Raw genomic sequence first — 21,703 nt, 5'->3', positions numbered from 1 at the left:
AAAATAGTCTGCTGAAGCATCAACCAGAACGCTGCACAAGTTCTAAATCCTCCTCTTTCACTGTTAAGACGGCTAGTGATTCGCCTTCGCTGTCAACAAACTCGACTTCATACTGAGGATGTTCTGATGCAAACACCATCAAAATGGCTCCGGTTGTCCCACTCGGCACACCATCCCCGAGAGAGCAAGTTGATCTCACCACGTCATACTCAAAGAATTTTGTATTCATTTCTTGGTCGGAATAGCTGTTGTTAATCTGACGATGCCGTCATTGTTTCGAATCCACCCAAATGTCACGTCAATAACTTTGCCATTTGCTCCAGTGATGGGAATGACTTGATTAAATTTAATGCCGTGTTCAGTAACTGCCGTTTGAACTGCTGAGGCTTCATTAAAGACTACTTGTTTTGCAAGCTGGTCTGCATTGCCAGGATTAAATCCAAGAGCAGAATCAAACCACTTCGCTTTTGGACCACCAACCGGATGTTCTGCATTCAACAAATAGCGCGCCAATTTGTCATCGACACTTGCTCGGGTAGCAGCAAGCTCTACGCTACTTGCCCCTTTGGCAGCCTTTTCAGCAGCCTTGCCACCTTTTGTTGCCAACTCTACCGCTTTGTCCACTTTTTTGATAGTACCAGCACCACCTCCGCCAATGGGAAGATTCGCAGCTTGCTCACCCATCATTCGCCCGATTTGCTTACTATCTCCTGAAGCATAAGCCTGAGCCAGCTTCTCCCTATCCGCAGGTGTCATCATCCCTAACAAATACGGCCAATTCTCAGGGTTCTTCACATACTCCCATGCAGCACCAGCAGCCTGTTTTATATGAGAACTGGCTTGTTCATCGCTCAGCACGGCTTTGCCTAATGTACCCGCTGCACCAAATGCCTGTACGACCCCATCGAACACTGTCCCAACATAACCAGCCGCAACATCTTTCACATAAATACCGCCCATGCTGTCGCGAGCCAGTTGCAAGGCTTCTTCCTTTTCAGTTCCATACCAGAGTGAAGGAAGGCTTTCATTAGCCCTAATATATTCCGCACCAGCTTGTCTTACCTCCTGTCTTAGCTGATTACATTGATTGCTATTTACTCCCTCACACTTATCCAGCCCCTGATCTCTAATCTTGCTAATTGCCTCGAGCTGTTTAATTTCTTTTATACAGTTACTATCACAATTAGCTTTCGTTTTCAGATCCTCAAGGCGCTTCGCCTCTTTATGCTTAAGGTAGTTGTTCTCCACCTCATTCTTAGCCGTCTGCGCCCCAGTCAACGCCCCAGCGCTGTCCCCCCCAGCCAGCGAGCCCGCCAGGCTGCCCGCCATCGTCGTCAGCGCGGAAATGGTCTGTTTCTGGGACTCATTGAGATCCTCGACTTTTTTCCCAGGGTATAGCTGAGTTAACAGTAAGTCTGCCACGATGGGCGCCGCTGCGCCGCCCGCGGCCCCCGCCGCCGCGCTCTCGCCCTTCAACTGGGCCAGCGTCGCGCCCAACAAGGCATGCGCCATCACATTGGCTTCTTTGTTGCCGTCGGTCAGGTTTTTAACTACGCCGGCCAGGTAAGGCGCGGCGGCGCCGCTGAGGGCCGCCTGCACATTGCCGCCGGCCAGGCCTTGAAGCGCTGCGGTGGCGGCTTGCGCCGCTCTTTGGAAGTCGCTGCCGGTGCCCCACTTGTCGTTCAGCTCCTTATATTCCTTGCTCTCCGCATATGCGGGGTTCCGTCGCAACTCCTCGTTCGCCTTCATCATCATCTCAGTGGCGACGATCTGGGTGGCTTGCGCGCCAATCTGACCGATCAGCTGCGCTTCCTGCAGGCGATTGAGCTCCTTCTCCTTGTCAAAGATCGGGCTCAGGCCGTTGGCGGCGTGTTCGGCGTCGCGGCTCAGGTCTTTCAGATCTTGTTGCTGTTTGTCCTGGTCGCGGACCTTGATCGCGCCTTCGCTGACCGCGGCGTAGGTGGTGGATTCGGCGTGGCCGCTGCTGTTGCCGCCGCCCAGCACGCTGCTGGCGCCTTGGCTCATCAGCGTGCCTTTCTGCGTGCCGGTGAGGCTGCCGCCGCTGCTGAAGCCGAAGCTTTGGCTTTCCACCTTGAAGTCCGCCTGGTTGTGCTGATTGCTGAAGCCCAGCGTGCCGGTATCCAGCGTGTTTTTGTCCGCCTTGGCGGTACTGGCGATCACCGCGCCGTCCAGCTGGGTGTGGCGGCCCACCTGGATATCGAAGCCGCCCTGGCCGGCGTAGAGGCCGGTTTGCTGCTGCACGCTGACAAAGTCGCTGTCCGCCTTCTGGCGACTGCCGCTAATGGAGGCGCTGCCGTTCATGCTGCCGAAAGTGAAGCTGGCGCCGGCGGAGAGATTGCTTTGCTGGCTGTGGTAGTAGTCGCGGTCTTGCTGGCTTTGCAGCGTCAGGTTGCGGCCAATGTCCGCCACCACGGTCTTGCCGCTGGCTTGCGCGCCGGTCAGGCTGGTATCGCGGCCGCTTTGCAGGTTCAGGGTATCGCCGGCGCTGAGCACGGTTTCGTTCCAGCGGCTGCCATTGCCCTCCTCCTTGCCCTTGCCCTTGTTGGCGTTGGCGAACACGGAAATGCCCGCGCCCTGGCCTATGCCTATGCTGGCGCCCACGTTCCAGCCGCTGCTGTTGTTGCCGCCGCTCTGGCTGTCCTGGTGATGACCGGCTTGCAGTTGCAAGTCACGCGCGGCGTCCAGCGTCAGGTCCTTGCCGGCCTTGAGATGGCCGCCGGTAACGCTGATGTCCCCGTCCTGCGCCTTGCCCTGGGTATCCTTCGCGCCGCTGCCGGTGGCGGTGAGGCTGAGATTGCCGCCGGCGGTGAGCTGGCTGCCCTGGCTCTGGCTTTGCTGGCGCTGGCTGTGGGATTCGCTCTTCTGGCTGCCCACGGACAAGCTGACGCCGACAAAGCTTTGCTCTTCCGCCGGCTTCAGCATTTCCTGCTGATAGGCCTGATAGGCTTGGTAGCCGGACAGGCCGGCCTGTATGCCTTGCAGCGCGGCCAGGCGGCCGCTGGGCGCCTTGCTCAGTTCCTGCGCCTGTTGCACCGCGGTATTGGCTGCGGAGCCCACCGCTCCGGACAAGGCCACGGTCAGGCCGCTCTTGCTGGCTTCGTGCTTCTCGTCGCGCTGATAGCGGTTGGTCACGTCTTCCACGCGGATGTTCTGCGCCAGCACGTCGATGTCGCCGCCGGCGACCAGATCGGAACCCTTGATCAAGGCATTGCGGCCGGCGTCGATATTGACATTGCCCAACACACTGCCGACGGTGCTGCTGGTATGGCTGACGCTCGCTTCGCCCACTTGGTCGCGCTGCTTCTGGCTGCCGATGCTGAAGCCGATGCCGCCGCTGCTCAGCAAACCGGACTTTTTGACGCTTTCTTCATGATGGTTGGACTGGCGATTTTCAGCGGTGGCGATGCTGACGTCGCGGCCGGCGAGCAGGTCCACATCATGGGTCGCCGCCACGCTGCTGCCGGCCACGGTCAGGTCCTGTCCAGCTTGCATACGAATGCTGTCGCCGGACAGGCTGCTACCCTTGGCTGTCGTTTGCCAATTATCGGTCTTGCCCTGACTTTGCTTGCTGCTGGCCAAGCCCTTGCGGGTGCTGCTGGATTGTTCCTGGAAGCTGTAGCTTTCCTCCGCCGCGCCCACTTGGATGTCTCGGGAGGCGCTGAGCTTGAGATCGCCTTTATCGCTGGCGATATCGCTTCCCTGCACTTTGATGTCGGTATCGCGCGCCTGGATGGTCACCCCCTGCTGACCGCCGATCTGGCTGCCCTGCGCTTGCGTGTCGCGAATGGCTTGCTGGCGCTGGCTGCGGGTCTGTCCGATGTGGTTGTTTTCGTAATCGTCTATTTCCACATGGCGCGCCGTCGCGCCGATATCCACTTGCGTACCGGACAACAGTACCTGGCCCTGATCGCTGGCAACTCGGCTGCCTTGCACGCTCAGCGCCTGGCCGGCCACGGCGACCACGCCGGCTCCGCCGCTGAGCTGGCTTGCCATCAGCGTATCGGCCTGATAACGCGCCTCCACGCGAGAGCTGGCGCTATCAGCGGTGAGCTTGGTGTTGTTGGTGGTTTTGTCGGCCAATACCGACAACCGGTTGCCGGCGCTGACATTGAGCTGTCCCTTTGCCTGGGCGCTGGAGCCGGTCAACGTCAGATCCTTGCCCGCGCTCAAGTTGAGCTTGCCGCCGGATTGCAGGCTGCTGCCCTGCGCGGTCTCCCACACGCCGCTGACGGTGGCGACGCCGCTGCCACCTACGTCGGCGCCCAGCGTGGCGTCGCGGTTGCCCATGCTGCCGGCGATCAGGTCCACGCTGCCTTCCTTGCGGCTGCGCGCGGTGCCCAAGGTCAGATTGTTGCTGGCGCTGAGGCTGAGCAGTTCGGTCGCGTCGATCTTGGCGCCTTTCAAGGCGATATCCGCGCTGCTCAGGCTGATGTCGCGCCCGCTGACGGCGGCCTGACGGCCGGCGTTTTGCAGATCGGTGTCCAGCGTCAGGCTGTCCGCCAGCAGCTTGACGGTGTCGGCCTGGATCAGGCCGCCGGTGTTGCGGATCACATCGGCCTTGGCCACCAGGCTTTGGTCCGCCTGCAGCTTGCCGCTATTGCTCAGGCTGGCGGCAGACAGGCTTAGGTCCTTGCCGGCAATCACCGCGCCATCGCCGGTGAGGCCCACGGTGTTGTGCGCCAGATAGACGGTGGGCACCAATACGGTTTGCGGGCCGTTGGCGGTGTGGACGGTTTCCTTGACCATCCAGACGATGTCTTGCTGCAAGGCGGCTATCTGCGCCGGAGTCAACGCCACGCCGGTGGTGAGTCGGAAGTCCTTGGCCACGCTCACGCCCTGGTTCATCAGCGCCTTGAATTGCTCGGTGGCGTCTTCGCCGCGCAGCGATGGGCGGCCGGTTAGCGCCAGGATCTGATCACGCACCAGCTTTTGCTCGTAATAGCCGTCGCCCAGGCGCTTGTGCACGCCGGCCGGGTCGTAGTTCAACTGCTTCAGCATGTAGTCGCTGCTGACGAAGTTGCTGTACTCGGTAAAGCGGCTGTCGGTCTCTATCAGATAAGGCGCCGTGGGACTGGGGTTTTGCTGGAACAGCTGGTTGTTGGGCAGGCGGTCCAGCAAGCCGGGCTGGGCGGGGCTGCCCTTGAGCGGATGCGTTTGCGCGCGCGGCTGGGCCGTGGCCACTTGCGCGGCGACGGGGGCGCCGCCGGCCTGGGTATGGGCCAGTTTGGCGCCTTCAAGCGCCGGGCCGACGGTGGATGGGTTTTGTTCCATCTTGACTTGCTGAGCCGCCGTGCCGGCTTGCACCGCGGCCACCGCGTTATTACCGGCACTTGGGGCGATGCGTTCGCCCGCGCCCAAACTTAAGGGCAAGGCTTCTCCGCCGGATTGCACCTGGCCCAGACGACCGGCTTCCGGACCTTGGCCGCCTCTAGCTTGACCGGCGTTGGCTGCGGTTTGCGAGCCGTCCCAGGCCGCTTGCTCCGCTTGAGCGGCGGCCTTGGCCGCCTCCGCCGCGCTAACCTGGGCCGGGTTGATGGTGATGTTTTCTATGCTGGGCGCGCGCACGCTGACGCCCTGGTGGCCGGCGATGGTGGCGTCTATGGTCTGCAACGCCACCGTTTTGTCCAAGGTGTATGTGGGAAACCAGTGACGCGTGTTGCGGTCGTAGTGGTCGGTACCGGTTTCCTGAATGCGCTCGTTGACGGAATAGGCGCGGTTGATCACGCGCGCGTCTCCGCCTCCATTGTCCGCCCCGTTGATGGTGATGCCGCCATTGGCGGCAATGCGGCTGGCGTCATTCAAGAGCTGGCCGCTGATGTTCACCGTCATATTGCCGCCTGCGCTCAGGCTGGCGACCTCGCCGACGGAGATCAGTTTGTCGCGGGTCTTGGTGCCGCTGGCGGAACGGTTCCGCAAGTTGAACTTGTTATTAGGATCGACAAAGTCCAATTCCAGCGGATTGATGTGGATGGCCGGGTTCCATTGCTCGTTGCGGCCAGACCACACCTCGCGCCACACAGTGTGCTCATAAGGACAGGCCGCCCCCTGGAAGCAGCTGTAGCCTTGGTAGAAGGTCATGTCGTAGCCGCCGCTGTCGTTTTTCTTGATGGCGTTGTAGTTAACCCAACGTTCCTGAGTGCCTTGAAAGCGGACCAGAGCCTGCTTCTTGGCTTCATTCACCTGCAGGATGGTGCCGTAACGCGTCTTGGCCGCTTCAGCGTCGTTGACGGGCAGGGATTTGGTGACGGCTGACCAGTCCCAGCCACCCACGCGTTCGAACACGTCCCAATAGTAGTTGTACTTGTACCAGCTATAGTTTTCGCTTTCCGCCGCGCGCTTGATGTCGACATGAGTGCGCTGGTTGTTGAGCCGGCCAGCGCGGATGGAAACATCGCCTTCGGCCTCTATGGTGGTGGAGATGTTTTCAATCAGGTCGCCGCTGCTCAGGCTCAAGGCGCCGCCGCTGTAGATGTAGCCGCTGTCGCGGTTGCTCAGGCGGCTGCCTGCATTGAGGCTCAGGCTGCGGGTGGCGGCCAGCACCGCCTGGCCGCCGTGGTTGTCGATGACGCCGCCGTTCACCGTGACGTCGCGGCCGCTGATCATGCCGGTGTTGTCCAGCGCGGACGCGGTCAAGCTCAGTTGCTCGGCGTCCAGCCGACCCTGATTGAGCGCCTGGCCGGCGCTATTGATGTCCAACCTGCCGCCCGAGACCAGCTTGGCCCCGCTGGCGTTGCTGATGTTGGCTGCCTGCAAGCTGATGTTGCCGGCACTGGCCCAGCGTCCTTCATTATGCAGGCTACCTTTGGTGCGCAAACTCAGCGCCCCCTGGCTAGCCAGGGTGTCGCCGTCGCGGAAGACGTAGTCCTGTTGCAAGTCCAGGCTGAGGCTGGTCTGCCCCACCATATTGCCGCTCTGATTGTTCAATTGCCCGGCGTGAAGACTCAAGGCCTGACCGCTGCTGACTGCGCCGCCTTGGTTGTGCAGCTGGCTGGCGCGCAGCCGCTGGTCGCGGTCGGCGATCAGCTTGCCCTGGCGGTTGTCGATCAGGCCGCTCAGCTGCGCCTCCAGCGCGCCCGCGGTCTGCACCTGGCCGTATTGATTGTCGAAGCCGCTCAGGCCCAGCTTGATGTCGCCCAGGCTCAGCAGGCTGCCGTAGCGGTTGCCCAGCTCGCCGGCGCTCAGCGATAAAGCGCCGCGGCTGCTCAGCATACCGCTAGCGTTGTTGACCGCTGCGGCCTTCAACTGCAGGCCTTGGTCCGTGATGATCTTGCCCCGGCTATTATCCAGTGCGCCGCTCAGGCTCAGCTGCACCGCGCCGCCGCTTTGCAGCTCGCCATCTTGATTGAGCAACTGCGTCAGCTGATAGCTCGCATCGCCGCTGCTGATCAGCTTGCCGTGCTGATTGCGCAGCGCGCCGGCGCCCACGCTGATGGCCTGGCCGCTTGAGATCAGACCGCGCTGGTTGTCCAGTTCGCCGGCGCTCAGTTGCAACCCTTGATTCGCCACCAGCTTGCCGTCCTGGTTGTTCAGCAGGCCGACGCTGTTCAGCGTCATTTCGCCCAGGGTCTGCATCTTGCCGTCGCGGTTGTCCAGCGCGTCCAGCGTCAAGCTCAGACCGCGCTGGCTGGCCACCGCGCCATTCTGATTGCTCATCTGACCGGCCCGCACGGTGATGTCTTCGCCGCCGGCCAGCGTACCTTGCTGATTGCGCAGCGCGCCGCCGTCCAGCCGCATGGCGCGTTGGGCGCTGATGCGGCCCAGTTGGTTATTGATCTCGCCTTGGCTGAGCAAGGTCAGCGCGCCGCCGCTTTGCAGCTTGCCGGCGCCGTTGTCCAATTGATCCAGTTGGATCTCGCCGTCGCCCAGGCTGGTGATCCGCCCGCTCTGGTTGCTGGCGGCGCCGGTTTGCAATTTCAAGGCGGCTCGGCTGACGATATCGCCGCCGTCGTTGTTCAGGTTGCCTGCTTTCAAGCTTTGCTGCTGGTGGCTCAGCAGCAAGCCTTTCTCATTATTCAGCCGGCCGCTGGCGCTCAAGGTCAGCGCGGCCTCGCTTTCCATTGCGCCGCCGGCGTTGTCGATCTTGGCCGCTTGCGCCGTCAGGCCGGCACCGGCGCTGATATTGCCGGCCCGGTTGTCCAAGCCATCGTTGGTCGATAGCTTCAGCGCGCCACGCCCGTCGATAACGCCGCCCTGGCTATTGTCCAGTAGCTTCGCGCTGGTGTTCAGCGCGCCGCCGGACAGTAGCTTGCCGCCCTGATTGTCCAGCTTGCCGGCCTGGCTATGCAGCTCCAGTGGTTTTTGCGCGCTGATCTGGCCCTTGCGGTTCAGAATATCGCCTTGTGCTCGCAGCGCTAGTTCGCCGTTGCTATGCACCTTGCCACCAGCATTGTCCAGGCTGGCCAGTTTGAGTTCACCCTCGCCCAGGCTGAGGATTTCGCCGCCGCGGTTGCTGACAGCGCCGCTTGCCAGCGTCAAACCAGCTCGGCTGCCTATGCTGCCCTTGTCGTTATTCAGGCTGGCGACCTGCAAGCTCTGCGCTTGTTCGCTCAACAGTTTGCCGCCTTGGTTGTCCAGCGCGCCCTCTACCTTGACCACAAGCGTGGTCTTGCTTTCCAGCGCGCCGCCGGCATTGCTCAGGCCGCCGGCCTGAAGCTCCACCTCGGCTCCGCCGCGGATCCGTCCGCCGTCGTTGCCCATTTGACCGGCGCTTTTCAGCGTCAGCTTGCCGTCGCCGTCGATGACGCCGCCCTGGCCGTTGTCCAACTGCTGCGCGCTAAGCGCCAGCGTATCGCCGGCCTGCAGCTTGCCGCCGGCATTGTCTACCTTGCCGTTGAGGCTGTTCAGCGTCAGTTGCTGATCGGAGCCGATCAGGCCGCGCGCATTCTGGATGTCGCGCTGCGCCTGCAGCTGCAGTGGGCCGCCGCTAAGGATTTTGCCGCCGTCGTTCCGCAAACTTTCCAGCCGGAACTCGCCATTGCCCAAGCTGGCGATGACGCCGCCTTGGTTGCTGGCCGCGCCGGTCTGCAAGTCCAAGCCTTGCAGGCTGGTGATATCACCGCTGTTGTTGTTGACGCTGCCGGCCTTCAGGCTCAGCGCCTGCTTGCTGCGCAGCTTGCCTTGAGCATTGCTCAGCGCTTGGTCGATGACGGCGCTGACGGCGGCCTCTCCCTCCACCACACCGCCGGCGTTCTCCAGTTCTCCCGCTCGCAACGCGATGTCGGCGCCGCTGCCGATCTGGCCGCCTGCATTGTCCAGCCTGCCGGCGCTGCTCATGGTCAGCTTGCCGCCACTATCAATGACGCCGCCCTTGCTATTGTCCAGCAGCTTCGCGCTGGTATTCAGCACACCGCCGGACAGTAGTTTGCCGCCCTGGTTATCCAGCTTGCCGGCCTGGCTATGCAGCTCCAGTGGTTTCAGCGCGCTGATCTGGCCCTTGCGGTTCAGAATGTCGCCTTGCGCTCGCAGCGCTAGTTCGCCGTTGCTGTGCACCTTACCGCCGGCGTTGTCCAGGCTAGCCAGCTTGAGTTCGCCATCGCCCAGGCTGAGGATTTCGCCGCCGCGGTTGCTGCTGTCTCCGCTTTCCAGCTTCAAACTGGCGCGGCTACCAATGCTGCCCTTGTCATTGTTTAGGCTGCCGGCCTGCAAGCTCTGTGCTTGCTCGCTCAACAGCTTGCCGCCTTGGTTATTCAACACGCCGTCTGCCTTGACCACAAGCGTGGTCGTGCTTTCCAGCGCACCCCCGGCATTGCTCAGGCCGCCAGCCGTCACAGCCACCGCCGCGCCGCTGCGGATGCGCCCGCCATCGTTGCCCAGTTGACCGGCGCTGTTCAGCGTCAGCTTGCCGTCGCCGTCGATGACGCCGCCCTGGCCGTTGTTCAGCTGTTGCGCGCTAAGCGCCAGCGTGTCGCCGGCTTGCAGCTTGCCGCCCGCATTGTCTATCTTGCCGTCGCGGCTATGCAGTTCCAGTTGCTGCAGCGTGCTGACCACCCCTTGCTGGTTCAGGACGTCGCCTTGCGCCCGCACGCGCAGCTTGCCGTCGCTAAGCAGCTTGCCGTCGGCATTGTCCAGGCTGGCCAGTTGGAACTCGCCATCGCCCAGGCTGAGGATTTCGCCGCCGCGATTACTGGCCGCGCCGGTCTGCAAGCTCAAGCTCTGATGGCTGGAGATCTCCCCGCCGTCGTTGTTGACGCTGCCGGCCGTCAAGCTCAGCGCCTGCTTGCTGCGCAACTTGCCTTGAGCATTGCTCAGCGCTTGATCTACGCTGACGCTGACGGCGGCCTCCCCTTCCACCACACCGCCGGTATTTTGCAAGTCTCCCGCTTGCAGCGCGATGTCGGCGCTGCTATCGATCCGGCCGCCGGCATTATCCAACCGGCCGATGCTATCCAGCGTCAGTTTGCCTGAGGCGTTGATGATGCCGCCCTGGCGATTGTCCAATTGCCGCGCGCCGGCGTTCAGCACACCGCCGGACAGTAGTTTGCCGCCCTGGTTGTCCAGCTTGCCGGCCTGGCTATGCAGCTCCATTTGCTTCAGCGCGCTGAGCTGACCCTTGCGGTTCAGAATGTCGCCTTGCGCTCGCAGCGCTAGTTCGCCGTTGCTGTGCACCTTACCGCCGGCGTTGTCCAGGCTGGCCAGCTTGAGTTCGACATCGCCCAGGCTGAGGATTTCGCCACCGCGGTTGCTGACAGCGCCGCTTGCCAGCGTCAAGCCAGCTCGGCTGCCTATGCTGCCCTTGTCGTTATTCAGGCTGGCGACCTGCAAGCTCTGCGCTTGTTCGCTCAACAGTTTGCCGCCTTGGTTGTCCAGCGCGCCATCTACCTTAACTACAAGCGTGGTCTTGCTTTCCAGCGCACCCCCGGCATTGCTCAGGCCGCCAGCCGTCACAGCCACCGCCGCGCCGCTGCGGATGCGCCCGCCATCGTTGTCCAGTTGACCGGCGCTGTTCAGCGTCAGCTTGCCGTCGCCGTCGATGACGCCGCCCTGGGCGTTGTTCAGCTGTTGCGCGCTAAGCGCCAGCGTATCGCCGGCTTGCAGCTTGCCGCCCGCATTGTCTATTTTGCCGTCGCCACTATGCAGTTCCAGTTGCTTCAGCGTGCTGACCACCCCTTGCTGGTTCAGGACGTCGCCTTGCGCCCGCACGCGCAGCTTGCCGTCGCTAAGGACTTTGCCACCGGCATTGTCCAGGCTGGCCAGTTGGAGCTCGCCATCGCCCAGGCTGAGGATTTCGCCGCCGCGGTTGCTGGCCGCGCCGCTTGCCAGGGTCAAGCCGGCGCGGCTGCCTATGCTGCCGCCGTCGTTGGCGAAGCTGCCTGCCTTCAGTGTTTGCGCGCGGCCGCTCAGCAACTTGCCCTGGCTATTGTCCAGCAAGCCTTGGACGCTGAGCCTCAGTTCCCCCTGGCTTTCTATCGCGCCTTTGGCATTGCTCAGCGCCCCGGCGCTGACGGCGACATTGGCGCTGCCCGCCAGCAGGCCAGCCCGATTGTCCAGTAGACCGGAGGTATTCAAGACCAGGCTCCCGCCGCCGTCGACGCGCCCGCCATCGCGGTTGTCCAGGCTGCCCGCGTCCAGGCTAAAGCCCTCTGCTGCCAGCAGCTTGCCGCCACGGTTGCCTGCCGCGGCATCGATGCGCAATGTAAGGCGACGCGCGCTCTGCACGGCGCCGCCGGCATTGTCCAGGCTGCCGGCGTTCACACTCAGGCTTCCGTTGCCGCCGATCAAGCCGCCCCGATTGCTCAAACTTTGCCGCACGCTCCAGGACTGCGCCGCGTCGCTCAAGGCCAGCAACTTGCCGCCGCCGTTGTCCAATTGGCCAAGGCTCAGCGCCAGGCTGTCGGCCTCGATGCGACCGCCGCGATTGTCCAGCAGTTGGCTGATGCGGAAGTCGCCGCTGCCCTGGCCTATCTGCTCCCAAACGCCGCCCAGGTTGTTGAGCGCGGCGGCGCTGGCCTGCCACTGACCCGCTTGCAGCGTGGCCGCGTCGCTATCGATGCGGCCGCCGGCCTGGACCACCAAGCGGCCGGTGTTCACGTTGGCGCGGCTGAGACCCAGCCCGTTCTCCGCCGTCAGCGTCACGCTATCGTTGGCGCGCAGTTTGGCGTCGGCGGCGTTCATCGCCGCCGCGTTGAGGTCCAAGCTGGAACCGGCCAGCGCATGGCCGCTCAGTTGCAAGCTGTCGCCGGCTTTCAGGCTCAGGGCGCCCGTCGTGCCCACTTGTCCCTTGTCATCGCTGCCGGCCGCGAAATCGCCATTGGCGACGATGTCGCGTGCGCTGACTTTCACATCGCCGGCCGCCGCCATGGTGCCGCTCTGGCGCAAAGCGGCGTCGCCGCTCACTTCCAGCTTGCCGCGGCTGTAGCTGGCGCCTCCGTGCTCGATATTGCCGGCGGCACGGTATTGGATATCGCCGCCGTTTTGGCGGCCGTTCAGAGTCAGTTGGCCGGCGCTGTCCAGCTTCAGCTGCTCGCCGCCGCTCAGTTGTCCGCTGCTGCGCACGCCGACGCCGGCCTCGGTGGCCAGCAGGCGGATCTTGCCAGCGTACATGCCGCCCAGTTGCGCTACGTCGATGGCGAAGCCGGGCCGGCCGGCGCGGTCCGCCGCCAGGGCCTGTATGTTTTGATGATCGGCGCTGATGCGGTTGCGGCCGGCGCTGACGCTCAGCTGCGGTGCCCAGATGCCGGCCTGCACTTCCACCGCCCGCGCCATCAGTTCGGCGTATTCGGTGCTGCCGGCCTGCATGCCGGCGCCCTCAATGCGGATGACCCCGCTTTCCACGCGGTAGCCGGCCAGGCTGCCGTCCGGGTTCAATTCCGGGCGGCCGGTGGTAAGGGTCATGCGCCCGGCGTTGATGGTACCGCAGCCGTCGCAGAGAATGCCGGAAGGGTTGGCCACGATGACTTGGGCGCGGCCGCCTGCCACTTCCAGGAAACCGCGCAGCTGGCTGGGGTTAGCGCTGTTGACCTCGTTGAGAATCACCCGCGCCGGGGCGGCTGGATTGAGGTTGGGGTTACCCTGAACCCACCCGCCCAATTGTGTCTGCACGCTGGTGCCGCTGTTGTTGAGAATGGCTCCGCGCTTGTCGACGTCGAACTGGCTATATTGGTTGCGCGACACCCCGGCGGCGCTGGGCGCCTGAATGTTCACCTGCGGCAGACCGTTGGCAGTATTGATCACGTTGGGCCGCTGGGCCGCTGGCGCGTTCGGGTCCGCCACGATGCCGCCGGCCAGCGCGGATGCTCCAGCCAACGCGCACCAGCTGGCCCAAACAATGCCGCGCAAGGTCACACCCAAGCGCCGGCTTGCCGCCACCGACGCGGCGGAGCGGCCGCCGCCCGCTCCCATCGGCTTGACGATCTCGGCGACGGCCATGATCAGGCCCCGCGCTTGATTGAAAACCAGACGATAGCAAAGACGGTTCATGTCCCACTCCCCCAAAAAATTAAGATATTCAGAATTGAATATTCAAGCTGAATCCTGACGCGGCGCCGGTTTGGAAGCCGGCGGGTTTCTGAATAGGCCAAGCGGTGAACATGTCGTAGGACAGTCGCTTGAACAAACTGCCGCGCATGCCGACTGCGCCGCCCGCCAGCTGACGGCCTATCAGCAGAGCGCTGGCTGCGCCGCTGACGCGGCCCAGATCCAGCCCCAGATACAATTCCTGGCCGCTGGGGCCCATTGCCCAGGACAACTCGTTGCGCCACAGCCAGCCGCGCTCGCTGGACAGGCTCAGATCGCCGTCGAAGCCGCGCACGGTGTAGCGACCGCCAATGACGAAGCGGTCCTGCGGCACCAGCGCGCCCTTGCTCCACTGGCCGCGCCATTGACTGTTGATCCGCAACTTTTGCGCGCCGATTTGCAGCGGCTGGTTGTAACTCAGGTCCGCAGTCACGACACTGGGACGAGAGCCGCCGCTGCCCGTTTCCTCCTCCGGCGCGGGCAAGGCGCCCAGCATGGCGGTGCCGCGCCGCCAGTTAAGGCCGGCGTCCAGCGTGGCGTCGCCCAGATAAGAACGCTGGTTCAGCCCCAGCTCCCAACCAGCGGTCTGCCGGTGCTGCAGGCGGATTTCCGTGTCTTCGACGAAGTTGCGCGATTTGCGCTGGTAGGCGCGCAGGCTGAGCGTGGTTTTGTGCGCCTGGCTGCGGAACACCACCCGCGACAAGTTCAGTTGGCTGTTCTCGCTATCGCCGCGATACAGATATTTCTCGTTGGCGCCGGCTATGGTCTGGTGGTAGCGGTAATCATTGAGAGTCAGGCCCAGTTGCCAGTAACCCAAGGGCAGCGAGTAATGCAGCGAACGGCTTTTAGAACCCAACGGATCATGCTGGAACAAGTCCTTGCCCTGGCTGTAATAGAACAGGTCATTGACGGTGAGCAGATTGTCCAGCGACAGCGTGGCGCTGCCTTGGTAGCGGCCGGTGGCGTCGCTGCCGCCGTCGTCCAGGCTCAAGGATAGGCGGATGGGCAAGGTCTCTTTCCAGGCAATCACCAGGTCGCTTTTACCATCGGCGCCCGCCGGTTCGATCTGGATATCGGCATCCGCCGTCGGCACCCGCTTGAAGTTTTCCAGCGCTTGTTCGATATCGCGCAGATTGAGCACATCCCCCGGCCGCGCCGGCAGCGCGTTTGACCAGCGCACGCGCCACGACGCCGGTTCAGCAAAGCGGATGGACTGGATGCGACCGGGAATCAACGTCAGCGTCAGCACCCCCGGCTTCAAGTCCTGCGGCGTGACCAGTACCCGGGTAGTCACATAACCCTGGGCGATCAAGGCGTTTTGCACCCGCTTCATCGCCAGGTTCACCCCTTGAGCGCCCAGGCAGCGGCCGACGGCGTCGGCGGCGGCCAAGGCCCACCTGAAGCGCTCGGCCAGTTCGCCAACCATGCGCAGTTCGTGAATGGCGAAACACGGGGCCTCGCTGGCCGGATAGTCCGCCAAAACGTCGGCCTGCCGCGGCAGACGTACATCAGGCGCCGCCGGCAGTACCTGCTCTTGCAAGGCACGCTCGCGCTCCTGCTGCAGGATCAGCGCCTGATCCGGGGAAGGATGGGTATTGGACCAGGCCCAAGAGCTATGGACGCCGGCCAAGATACAGACCAGGGCAACAGGCCAGTGTATTGATGACATATCCAGATTTCACCATCTGTCTGCTGGGTTTCAGCGCATTGACATGAAGTCCGGACCGTAGCATGACTGCCTGGGTTTGTTGTGTAGGATTTTTCCCAAAAATAATAAGAAAAATCATGATATTAAAATAAAACCCATCAAAATCAGCAATAACTAAATAGAGCTTATAGCGAGACAAGCACGCTTTTTTCAATGCGCCCTCAACCCGTCAGAATTCTTGACGCCCCGCCAGTCTGTTTAGGTTGTACAGCGCGCTGTGATCCATCTCACGGCGCCCGGCGTAGAAGCCCATAAAAACCTTTTTCAAAATGACAATCATCTGCGTTTCACTCAGAAAATCGCAGTGAAATGGTAAAAACCACTCGTTTGTGTTCGGCTTTTAATACTCCTTCCAAAACAACAAACAAAGATTGCAGCTCTTCCACGCTCAAGCGCAGGCCAGCCGCGTATAATCGCCATGGTATTTTCCGGAGCTTCGCCCATGTCTTTGCCATTCCGCCTTGCCCCCGCTCTTTTGAGTTTCGCCTGCGCCGCCGCTCTTGCCGCCGGCGTCACTACCTTCAGCCCACAGGGCGAAGTCAAAGAAGTGCAGCAGGTGCGCGCCACCTTCAACAGCAGCATGATTCCACTGGGCAATAGCGCCGCGCCGGCGCCGTTCGCCTGGAGCTGCGGCCTGAAAGCCAAGGGGCATTGGGTGGACGACAAGACCTGGGTGCTGGACGTATCCGAAACCCCGGCCGCCAATACCGACTGCCGCTTCACGCCCAAACCCGGCCTCAAGGACTTGCAAGGCAGTGTCGTGGGCGCTGGCCTGAGTTTCCGCTTCTACACCGGCGCGCCAGTGGTGGTGGAACGCTGGCCGCACAGTGGCCGCATCGAGGAAGACCAGGCCTTCGTGCTGCAATTCAACGGCGCCGGCGTGCCGGCTTCCTCCTTGTATTGCCAATCTTCCAGCCTGCCGGAACGCATCCCGGTCCAGCCCTTGCCGGCCGGGGAGCGCGCGGCGCTGCTCAAGCATCTGAAACTGGAACAACAATCCGCCAAGGTGCTGACGTTGCGCTGCGGCCAGCGGCTGGCGCCGGACAGCAAGCTCACGCTGGTGCACCAGCGCGGCGCGGCCACGCCGGACCGGCTCAATTACCAGGTGCGGCCGCCGTTCACCGCCAGCATGAGCTGCCTGCGCGAGAACGCTAAGGGCGCATGCATTCCGTTCAAGCCCATTACCCTCAACTTCAGCTCGCCGGTGCCGGAAAAACTGGCGATGGCGGTGCGCCTCAGCGGCGCCGGCGCCGAGCGCCCGCCGCAGGCGGAGGCGCGCAGCAAGGGCGAGCCGGTGGACAGCATCAGCTTTGCGCCGCCGTTCCCGCCCTTGGAAACGCTGACGCTGAAGCTGCCCAAGGAGTTTGGCGACGAGGTGGGCCGGCCGCTGGTCAACGCGGAGCGCTTCCCGCTGGCCATCAAGCTGGCCGACTACCCGCCCTTGGCCAAATTCGCCGCCGCGCCCTTTGGCATCATAGAGTCCGGCGCGGACGCGGCGCTGCCCATCACCCTGCGCGGGGTGGAGGGCGACCTCAACATCAAATCGGTGCAATTGGGCGGCCAGGCGCTGCGGCTGAACAAGGACCAGGACATGATGACCTGGCTGGCCAAGGTATTGCGCTATCACGAAAGCTATCTGCCCGCAGGCAAGGACAAGACCATAGAAAGCCGGCGCCTGTCCCTGCTGGCCAAGGAAAAGGCCGCTCAGCCGCTGAAGCTGCCCAGCCAGCCGGACAAACAGGGGAAATGGCCGTTTGAAGTGGTGGGCATCCCCCTGCCCAAGCCCGGCCTCTACGTAGTGGAAGTATCCTCGCGGCTGCTGGGCAAATCGCTGCTGGCCAGCTCCAAGCCCATGTATGTGCGCACCGCCGCGCTGGTCACCAATATGGCGGTGCACTTTAAAAGCTCCAAGGAAAACGCCGCGGTGTGGGTGACCACGCTGGACAAGGGCAAGCCGGTGCCGGCCGCCCGCGTCAACATCTACGATTGCAAGGGCAACGCGCTGTGGTCCGGCAAAACCGACGCAAAGGGGGTGGCCACGGTCAAATCCGTGCTGCCGGCCGGCAACTGCGACAACGAGGAGCTGTCCGGCCTGTTCATCACCGCCGCCGCCAAGGACGCCAACGGCAACGACGACGTGTCCTTCGTCCGTTCCAGCTGGAACCGCGGCATCGAATCCTGGCGTTTCCCCTTCCCCACCCAGTGGAGCGACAGCCCCAACATCCTAGCCCACACCATCCTGGATCGCGCGCTGTTCCGCGCCGGTGAAACCGTGTCGATGAAGCATCTGCTGCGCACTCAGGTCAGCCGCGGCCTGGCCCAGCTCAAGCCCGGCCAGCTGCCGCAGCAACTGCGCATCGTCCACGACGGCAGCGGCGACGAAATCAGCCTGCCGCTAAGCTGGCGCAACGGCCGCTACGCGGAAAGCAGCTACGCCCTGCCCAAGGAAGCCAAGCTGGGCGAATACACGCTGTATCTGGAACGCAAAGGCGCGCGCGGCCCGGACGACAAGGACAAACCGTCCAGCCCGGAGCTGGACGGCTACTCGCTGCGCAGCGGCAACTTCCGGGTGGAGGAATTCCGCCTGCCCACCATGACTGGCCGCGTGTCCACAGTGAAGAACGCCGGCATCGCGCCCAAGCAATTGCCGCTCAACGTATCCCTGTCCTGGGGCAACGGCGGCCCGGCCAAGGGCTGGCCGGTGGAAGTCAGCGCCATGTTGGCCGACGCCTACCAGCGCATCAAGGGCTATGAGGATTACAGCTTCTCGCCGCCGCAGCGCCAGCGCGACCAGGCCGAATCCTCGCTGGACGGCAAAGTGCTGCTGGACAAGGCCGCGCTGCAACTGGACGCCAACGGCAACGGCAAGACCACGCTGGACAAGCTGCCCAAGCTGGACCGCCGTTATGACCTGGTCACCGAGGCCGCCTACCGCGACCCCAACGGCGAAGTGCAAACCTTGACCCGCCGCATTCCCCTGTGGCCGGCCGGCCTGCAAGTGGGCATCAGCGTGGACAGTTGGATCACCGCCGGCCGCGCCTTGCAGCTCAAGGCCGTGGTGCTGGACACCGCCGGCAAGCCGCTGGCCGGCAAGAACGTCAAAATCAGCCTGCGCGAACACCGCTACCTGTCCAGCCGCAAGCGGCTGGTGGGCGGCTTCTACGCCTGGGACCACAACGAAGAGACCGACGACAAGGGCAAGGTGTGCAGCGGCAGCACCGACGGCCGCGGCCTGATGTTCTGTGAAGTCAATCTCAAGGACGCCGGCGACATGGAGCTAATCGCCGAAGCCGCCGACGACAACGGCAACCTGGCGCAAAGCTCGCAATCCGTCTGGGTCAGCAAGCACGACGAGCTGTGGTTCGACGTGGACAACAACGACCGCATCGACATCCTGCCGGAAAAAATCAGCTACGCCCCCGGCGAAACCGCCCGTTTCCAGGTGCGCATGCCCTTCCGCAAAGCCACCGCCTGGCTGGCGATTGAACGCGAAGGCGTGATCGAAACCCGGGTGGTGGAGTTGGAAGGCAAGAACCCGGTGATCGAACTTAAGATAGAACCGGGCTGGACGCCCAACGTCTACGTTTCGGTGCTGGCGGTGCGCGGTCGCGTGCGCGAAGTGCCTTGGTACTCGTTCTTCACCTGGGGCTGGAAAACGCCGGGCGAGTGGTGGGACGCCTATTGGAACGAAGGCGGCGACTACACCCCGCCCACCAGCATGGTGGACCTGTCGCGTCCGGCCTTCAAATACGGCATTGCCGAAATCCAGGTGGGTGACGCCGCCAAACGGCTGGACGTGGCCGTGAGCCCGGTGCGCAAGAGCTACGGCATCCGCGAAACGGCCGAAGTGGCCATTCAGGTCAAGCTGCCCGGCGGCAAGCCGGCGCCGGCCGGCACCGAAGTGGCCTTCGCCGCGGTGGATGAAGCGCTGCTGGAACTGCAGCCCAACCGCAGCTGGGAACTGATGCAGGCCATGTACCAGCGCCACAGCTACGGCGTGGAAACCGCCACCGCCCAGCTGGAAGTGGTGGGCAAGCGGCATTACGGCCGCAAGTCGTTGCCGCCGGGCGGCGGCGGCGGCAAGGCGCCCACCCGCGAGCTGCTGGACACCCTGCTGCTGTGGCAGCCGCGCGTGGTGCTGGACGCCAATGGCAGCGCCCGCGTCAAAGTGCCGATCAACGACTCGCTGACCCGCTTCCGCCTGGTGGCGGTGGCCGATGTGGGCAATGACCTGTTCGGCACCGGCGAAGCCGGTTTCAACGTCACCCAGGACCTGCAACTGAGCTCCGGCATCCCGCCGCTGGCGCGCGAAGGCGACCAGTTCAGCGCCGGCGTCACCGTGCGCAACGGCGGCGACAAGCCTCTCAAGGTCAAGGTTCAGGCCGGCGCGCCCGGCCTGCCGGCGCTGCCGCCGCAGGAAGTCAGCCTGCCGGTGGGCGAGGCGCGGCTATTGAGCTGGCCGGTGACAGTGCCCAACGACGTCAAGGAACTGAAATGGAGCTTCAGCGCCCAGCAAGTGGACGGCAAGGCCGCCGACAAGCTGGCGGTGCGCCAGGAAATCGAACCGGCGGTGCCCATCACCGTGGAGCAAGCCACGCTGCAGCGCGTGGCGCCGGAGCTCGGCATCCCCGTCGCCTTGCCGCCGGGCGCCCTGCCCGGCCGCGGCGGCATCCGCGTCAGCCTGCAGGCCAAACTGGGCAATGAACTACCCGGCGTGCGCCGCTGGTTCCAGGACTACCCCTATGTCTGCCTGGAACAGCGCAGCTCGGTGGCGCTGGGCCTGGCCGACGCCAAGCGTTGGGATCAATTGATGAGCGAGCTGCCGCTATACCTGGACGGCAGCGGCCTGGCCGCCTACTTCCCGCTGGCCGAAGGCGCGCCGGACCGCGGCAGCGATATCCTCAGCAGCTATCTGCTGGCCGCCGCCCACGAAGCCGGCGTTTCCATCCCCGAAGCCCAGCGCGCGCGGCTGCTGGACGGCCTTTCCGCCTTCGTCGAAGGCCGGCTCAAACGCGATCTGCCGCTGGGCCGCCAGGACGCCGACGCCCGCCGTCTGAACGCGATGGATGCGCTGGCGCGTTACGGCCGCTTCCGTCCGGCCATGCTGGACGTGCTGGACCTCAACCCGCAGAAAATGAGTACCGCCATGTTAGTGGACTGGCTGGCGCTGCTTAACCGCGCCGTCGACATCCCGCAGCGCGCCGCGCGGCTGAGCGAGGCAGAAAACCTGCTGCGCGCAAGGCTCACCTACCAGGGCACCCGCATGGGCTTCAGCACCGAGGCCAGCGACAACGCCTGGTGGCTGATGGGCAACGCCGACGTCAACGCCGCCAAGCTGCTGCTGGCTGTGCGCAAGCTGCCTGGCTGGCAGGCGGACATGCCCCGCCTGCTCACCGGCCTGCTCGGCCGACAGCAAAAAGGCCATTGGGGCACCACCACCTCTAATCTATGGGGCAGCCTGGCTGTCGCGCAATTCTCGCGTCAGTTCGAAACCACGCCGGTCAGCGGCCAGACCAGCGCTGCGCTGGGCAGCGCCAAGCTGAACCTGGCTTGGCCGCAGGACGGCGTCAAGGCGCTGGGCCTGCTGCCCTGGCCTGCTGCCGGCGGCAGCCTGCAGCTCAAACACGCCGGCGGCGGCGCTCCATGGGCCACGGTCCAGGCCGAGGCCGCCATTGCGCTCAAGGCTCCGCGCTACGCCGGCTACAGCATCAAGAAAACGCTAAGCCCGGTCAGCCAGAAAACCAACGGCCAGTACCAACCCGGCGATGTGGTCAAGGTCACGCTGGAGATCCAGGCGCAAAGCGATATGACCTGGGTGGTGGTCAACGACCCGATCCCAGCCGGCGCCACCATCCTGGGTTCCGGCCTGGGCCGGGATTCGGCGATCAACGCCAAGGCGGACAACGACGGCGACCCCGCCGACTATGTGGAGCGCCGCTTCTCCGGCTACCGCGCCTACTACGGCTACGTGCCGCGCGGCAGTCTTAAAACCAGCTACACCATGCGTCTGAACAACCCCGGCGCCTTCAAACTGCCGCCGACGCGGGTGGAAGCGCTGTACGCGCCTGACGTGTTCGGCATGTTGCCAAATAGCGTATTCCATGTAGGGAAAGGGGAAAATTAAGGCAGCGCCCCCTCTGTGGCCAAAATTAAAGAGGGGGCAGCAAGTGCGCAGTGCGCAATTTCTTAGACCCGCTAACAAAACCTCTTGATGTCAGATGCGTATGCCCGCATTTGGCGAAGATGAAACGGAAAGTCGTCAGTCAGAAGCTCTGGAAGTCATTGCAACCACTACTTCCTCCACCACCGCGTTCCCGCCGGGGTGGGCGGCCGCGGTTGGATGATTTTGCCGCCCTCAACGGCATCTTGTTTGTTCTCACTACCGGCATTCCTTGGGAGGACCTCCCACAGGAACTCGGTTTTGGCAGCGGTATGACCTGCTGGCGAAGACTGCGCGATTGGCAAGCGCTAGGCATTTGGGACCGCCTACACCTAGCCCTGCTGATACAACTGCGCCAACAC

General features: G+C 63.5%; 5 protein-coding genes. 2 read left to right on the top strand and 3 right to left on the bottom strand.

The window, feature by feature from the left end; genetic code table 11:
* Positions 1–19: 19 nt before the first annotated feature.
* From BR71_RS23455 to BR71_RS06550, 3 genes are read right to left on the bottom strand one after another with little or no spacing between them, the layout of a single operon-like run.
* On the bottom strand, positions 20–229 hold the full coding sequence (locus BR71_RS23455) for a DUF4926 domain-containing protein (RefSeq protein WP_081862574.1): 210 nt from the start codon (positions 227–229) through the stop codon (positions 20–22).
* On the bottom strand, positions 226–13,437 hold the full coding sequence (locus tag BR71_RS24055) for a hemagglutinin repeat-containing protein (RefSeq protein WP_043634516.1): 13,212 nt from the start codon (positions 13,435–13,437) through the stop codon (positions 226–228). Before BR71_RS24055 ends, BR71_RS23455 begins: the two co-directional genes overlap by 4 nt.
* Positions 13,438–13,465: 28 nt before the next feature.
* A complete protein-coding gene (locus tag BR71_RS06550) occupies positions 13,466–15,142 on the bottom strand; it encodes a ShlB/FhaC/HecB family hemolysin secretion/activation protein (protein ID WP_052370385.1) in 1,677 nt (558 codons plus the stop codon).
* Positions 15,143–15,623: 481 nt separating this feature from the next.
* Between BR71_RS06550 and BR71_RS06545 the strand changes: the two genes are divergently transcribed.
* Together BR71_RS06545 and BR71_RS23360 are read left to right on the top strand one after the other, a co-directional pair.
* Entirely contained in the window at positions 15,624–21,305 is a 5,682-nt protein-coding gene (locus BR71_RS06545; protein ID WP_244269595.1) for an alpha-2-macroglobulin family protein, read from the top strand.
* A gap of 119 nt (positions 21,306–21,424) precedes the next feature.
* Positions 21,425–21,703: transposase (locus BR71_RS23360; RefSeq protein WP_156038851.1), on the top strand; the 279-nt coding region annotated here is incomplete at its 3' end.

Source organism: Chromobacterium haemolyticum DSM 19808, assembly GCF_000711885.1.
In the GTDB taxonomy this organism is placed as follows: domain Bacteria; phylum Pseudomonadota; class Gammaproteobacteria; order Burkholderiales; family Chromobacteriaceae; genus Chromobacterium; species Chromobacterium haemolyticum.
This window is presented reverse-complemented; position numbering and strand designations above follow the sequence as displayed.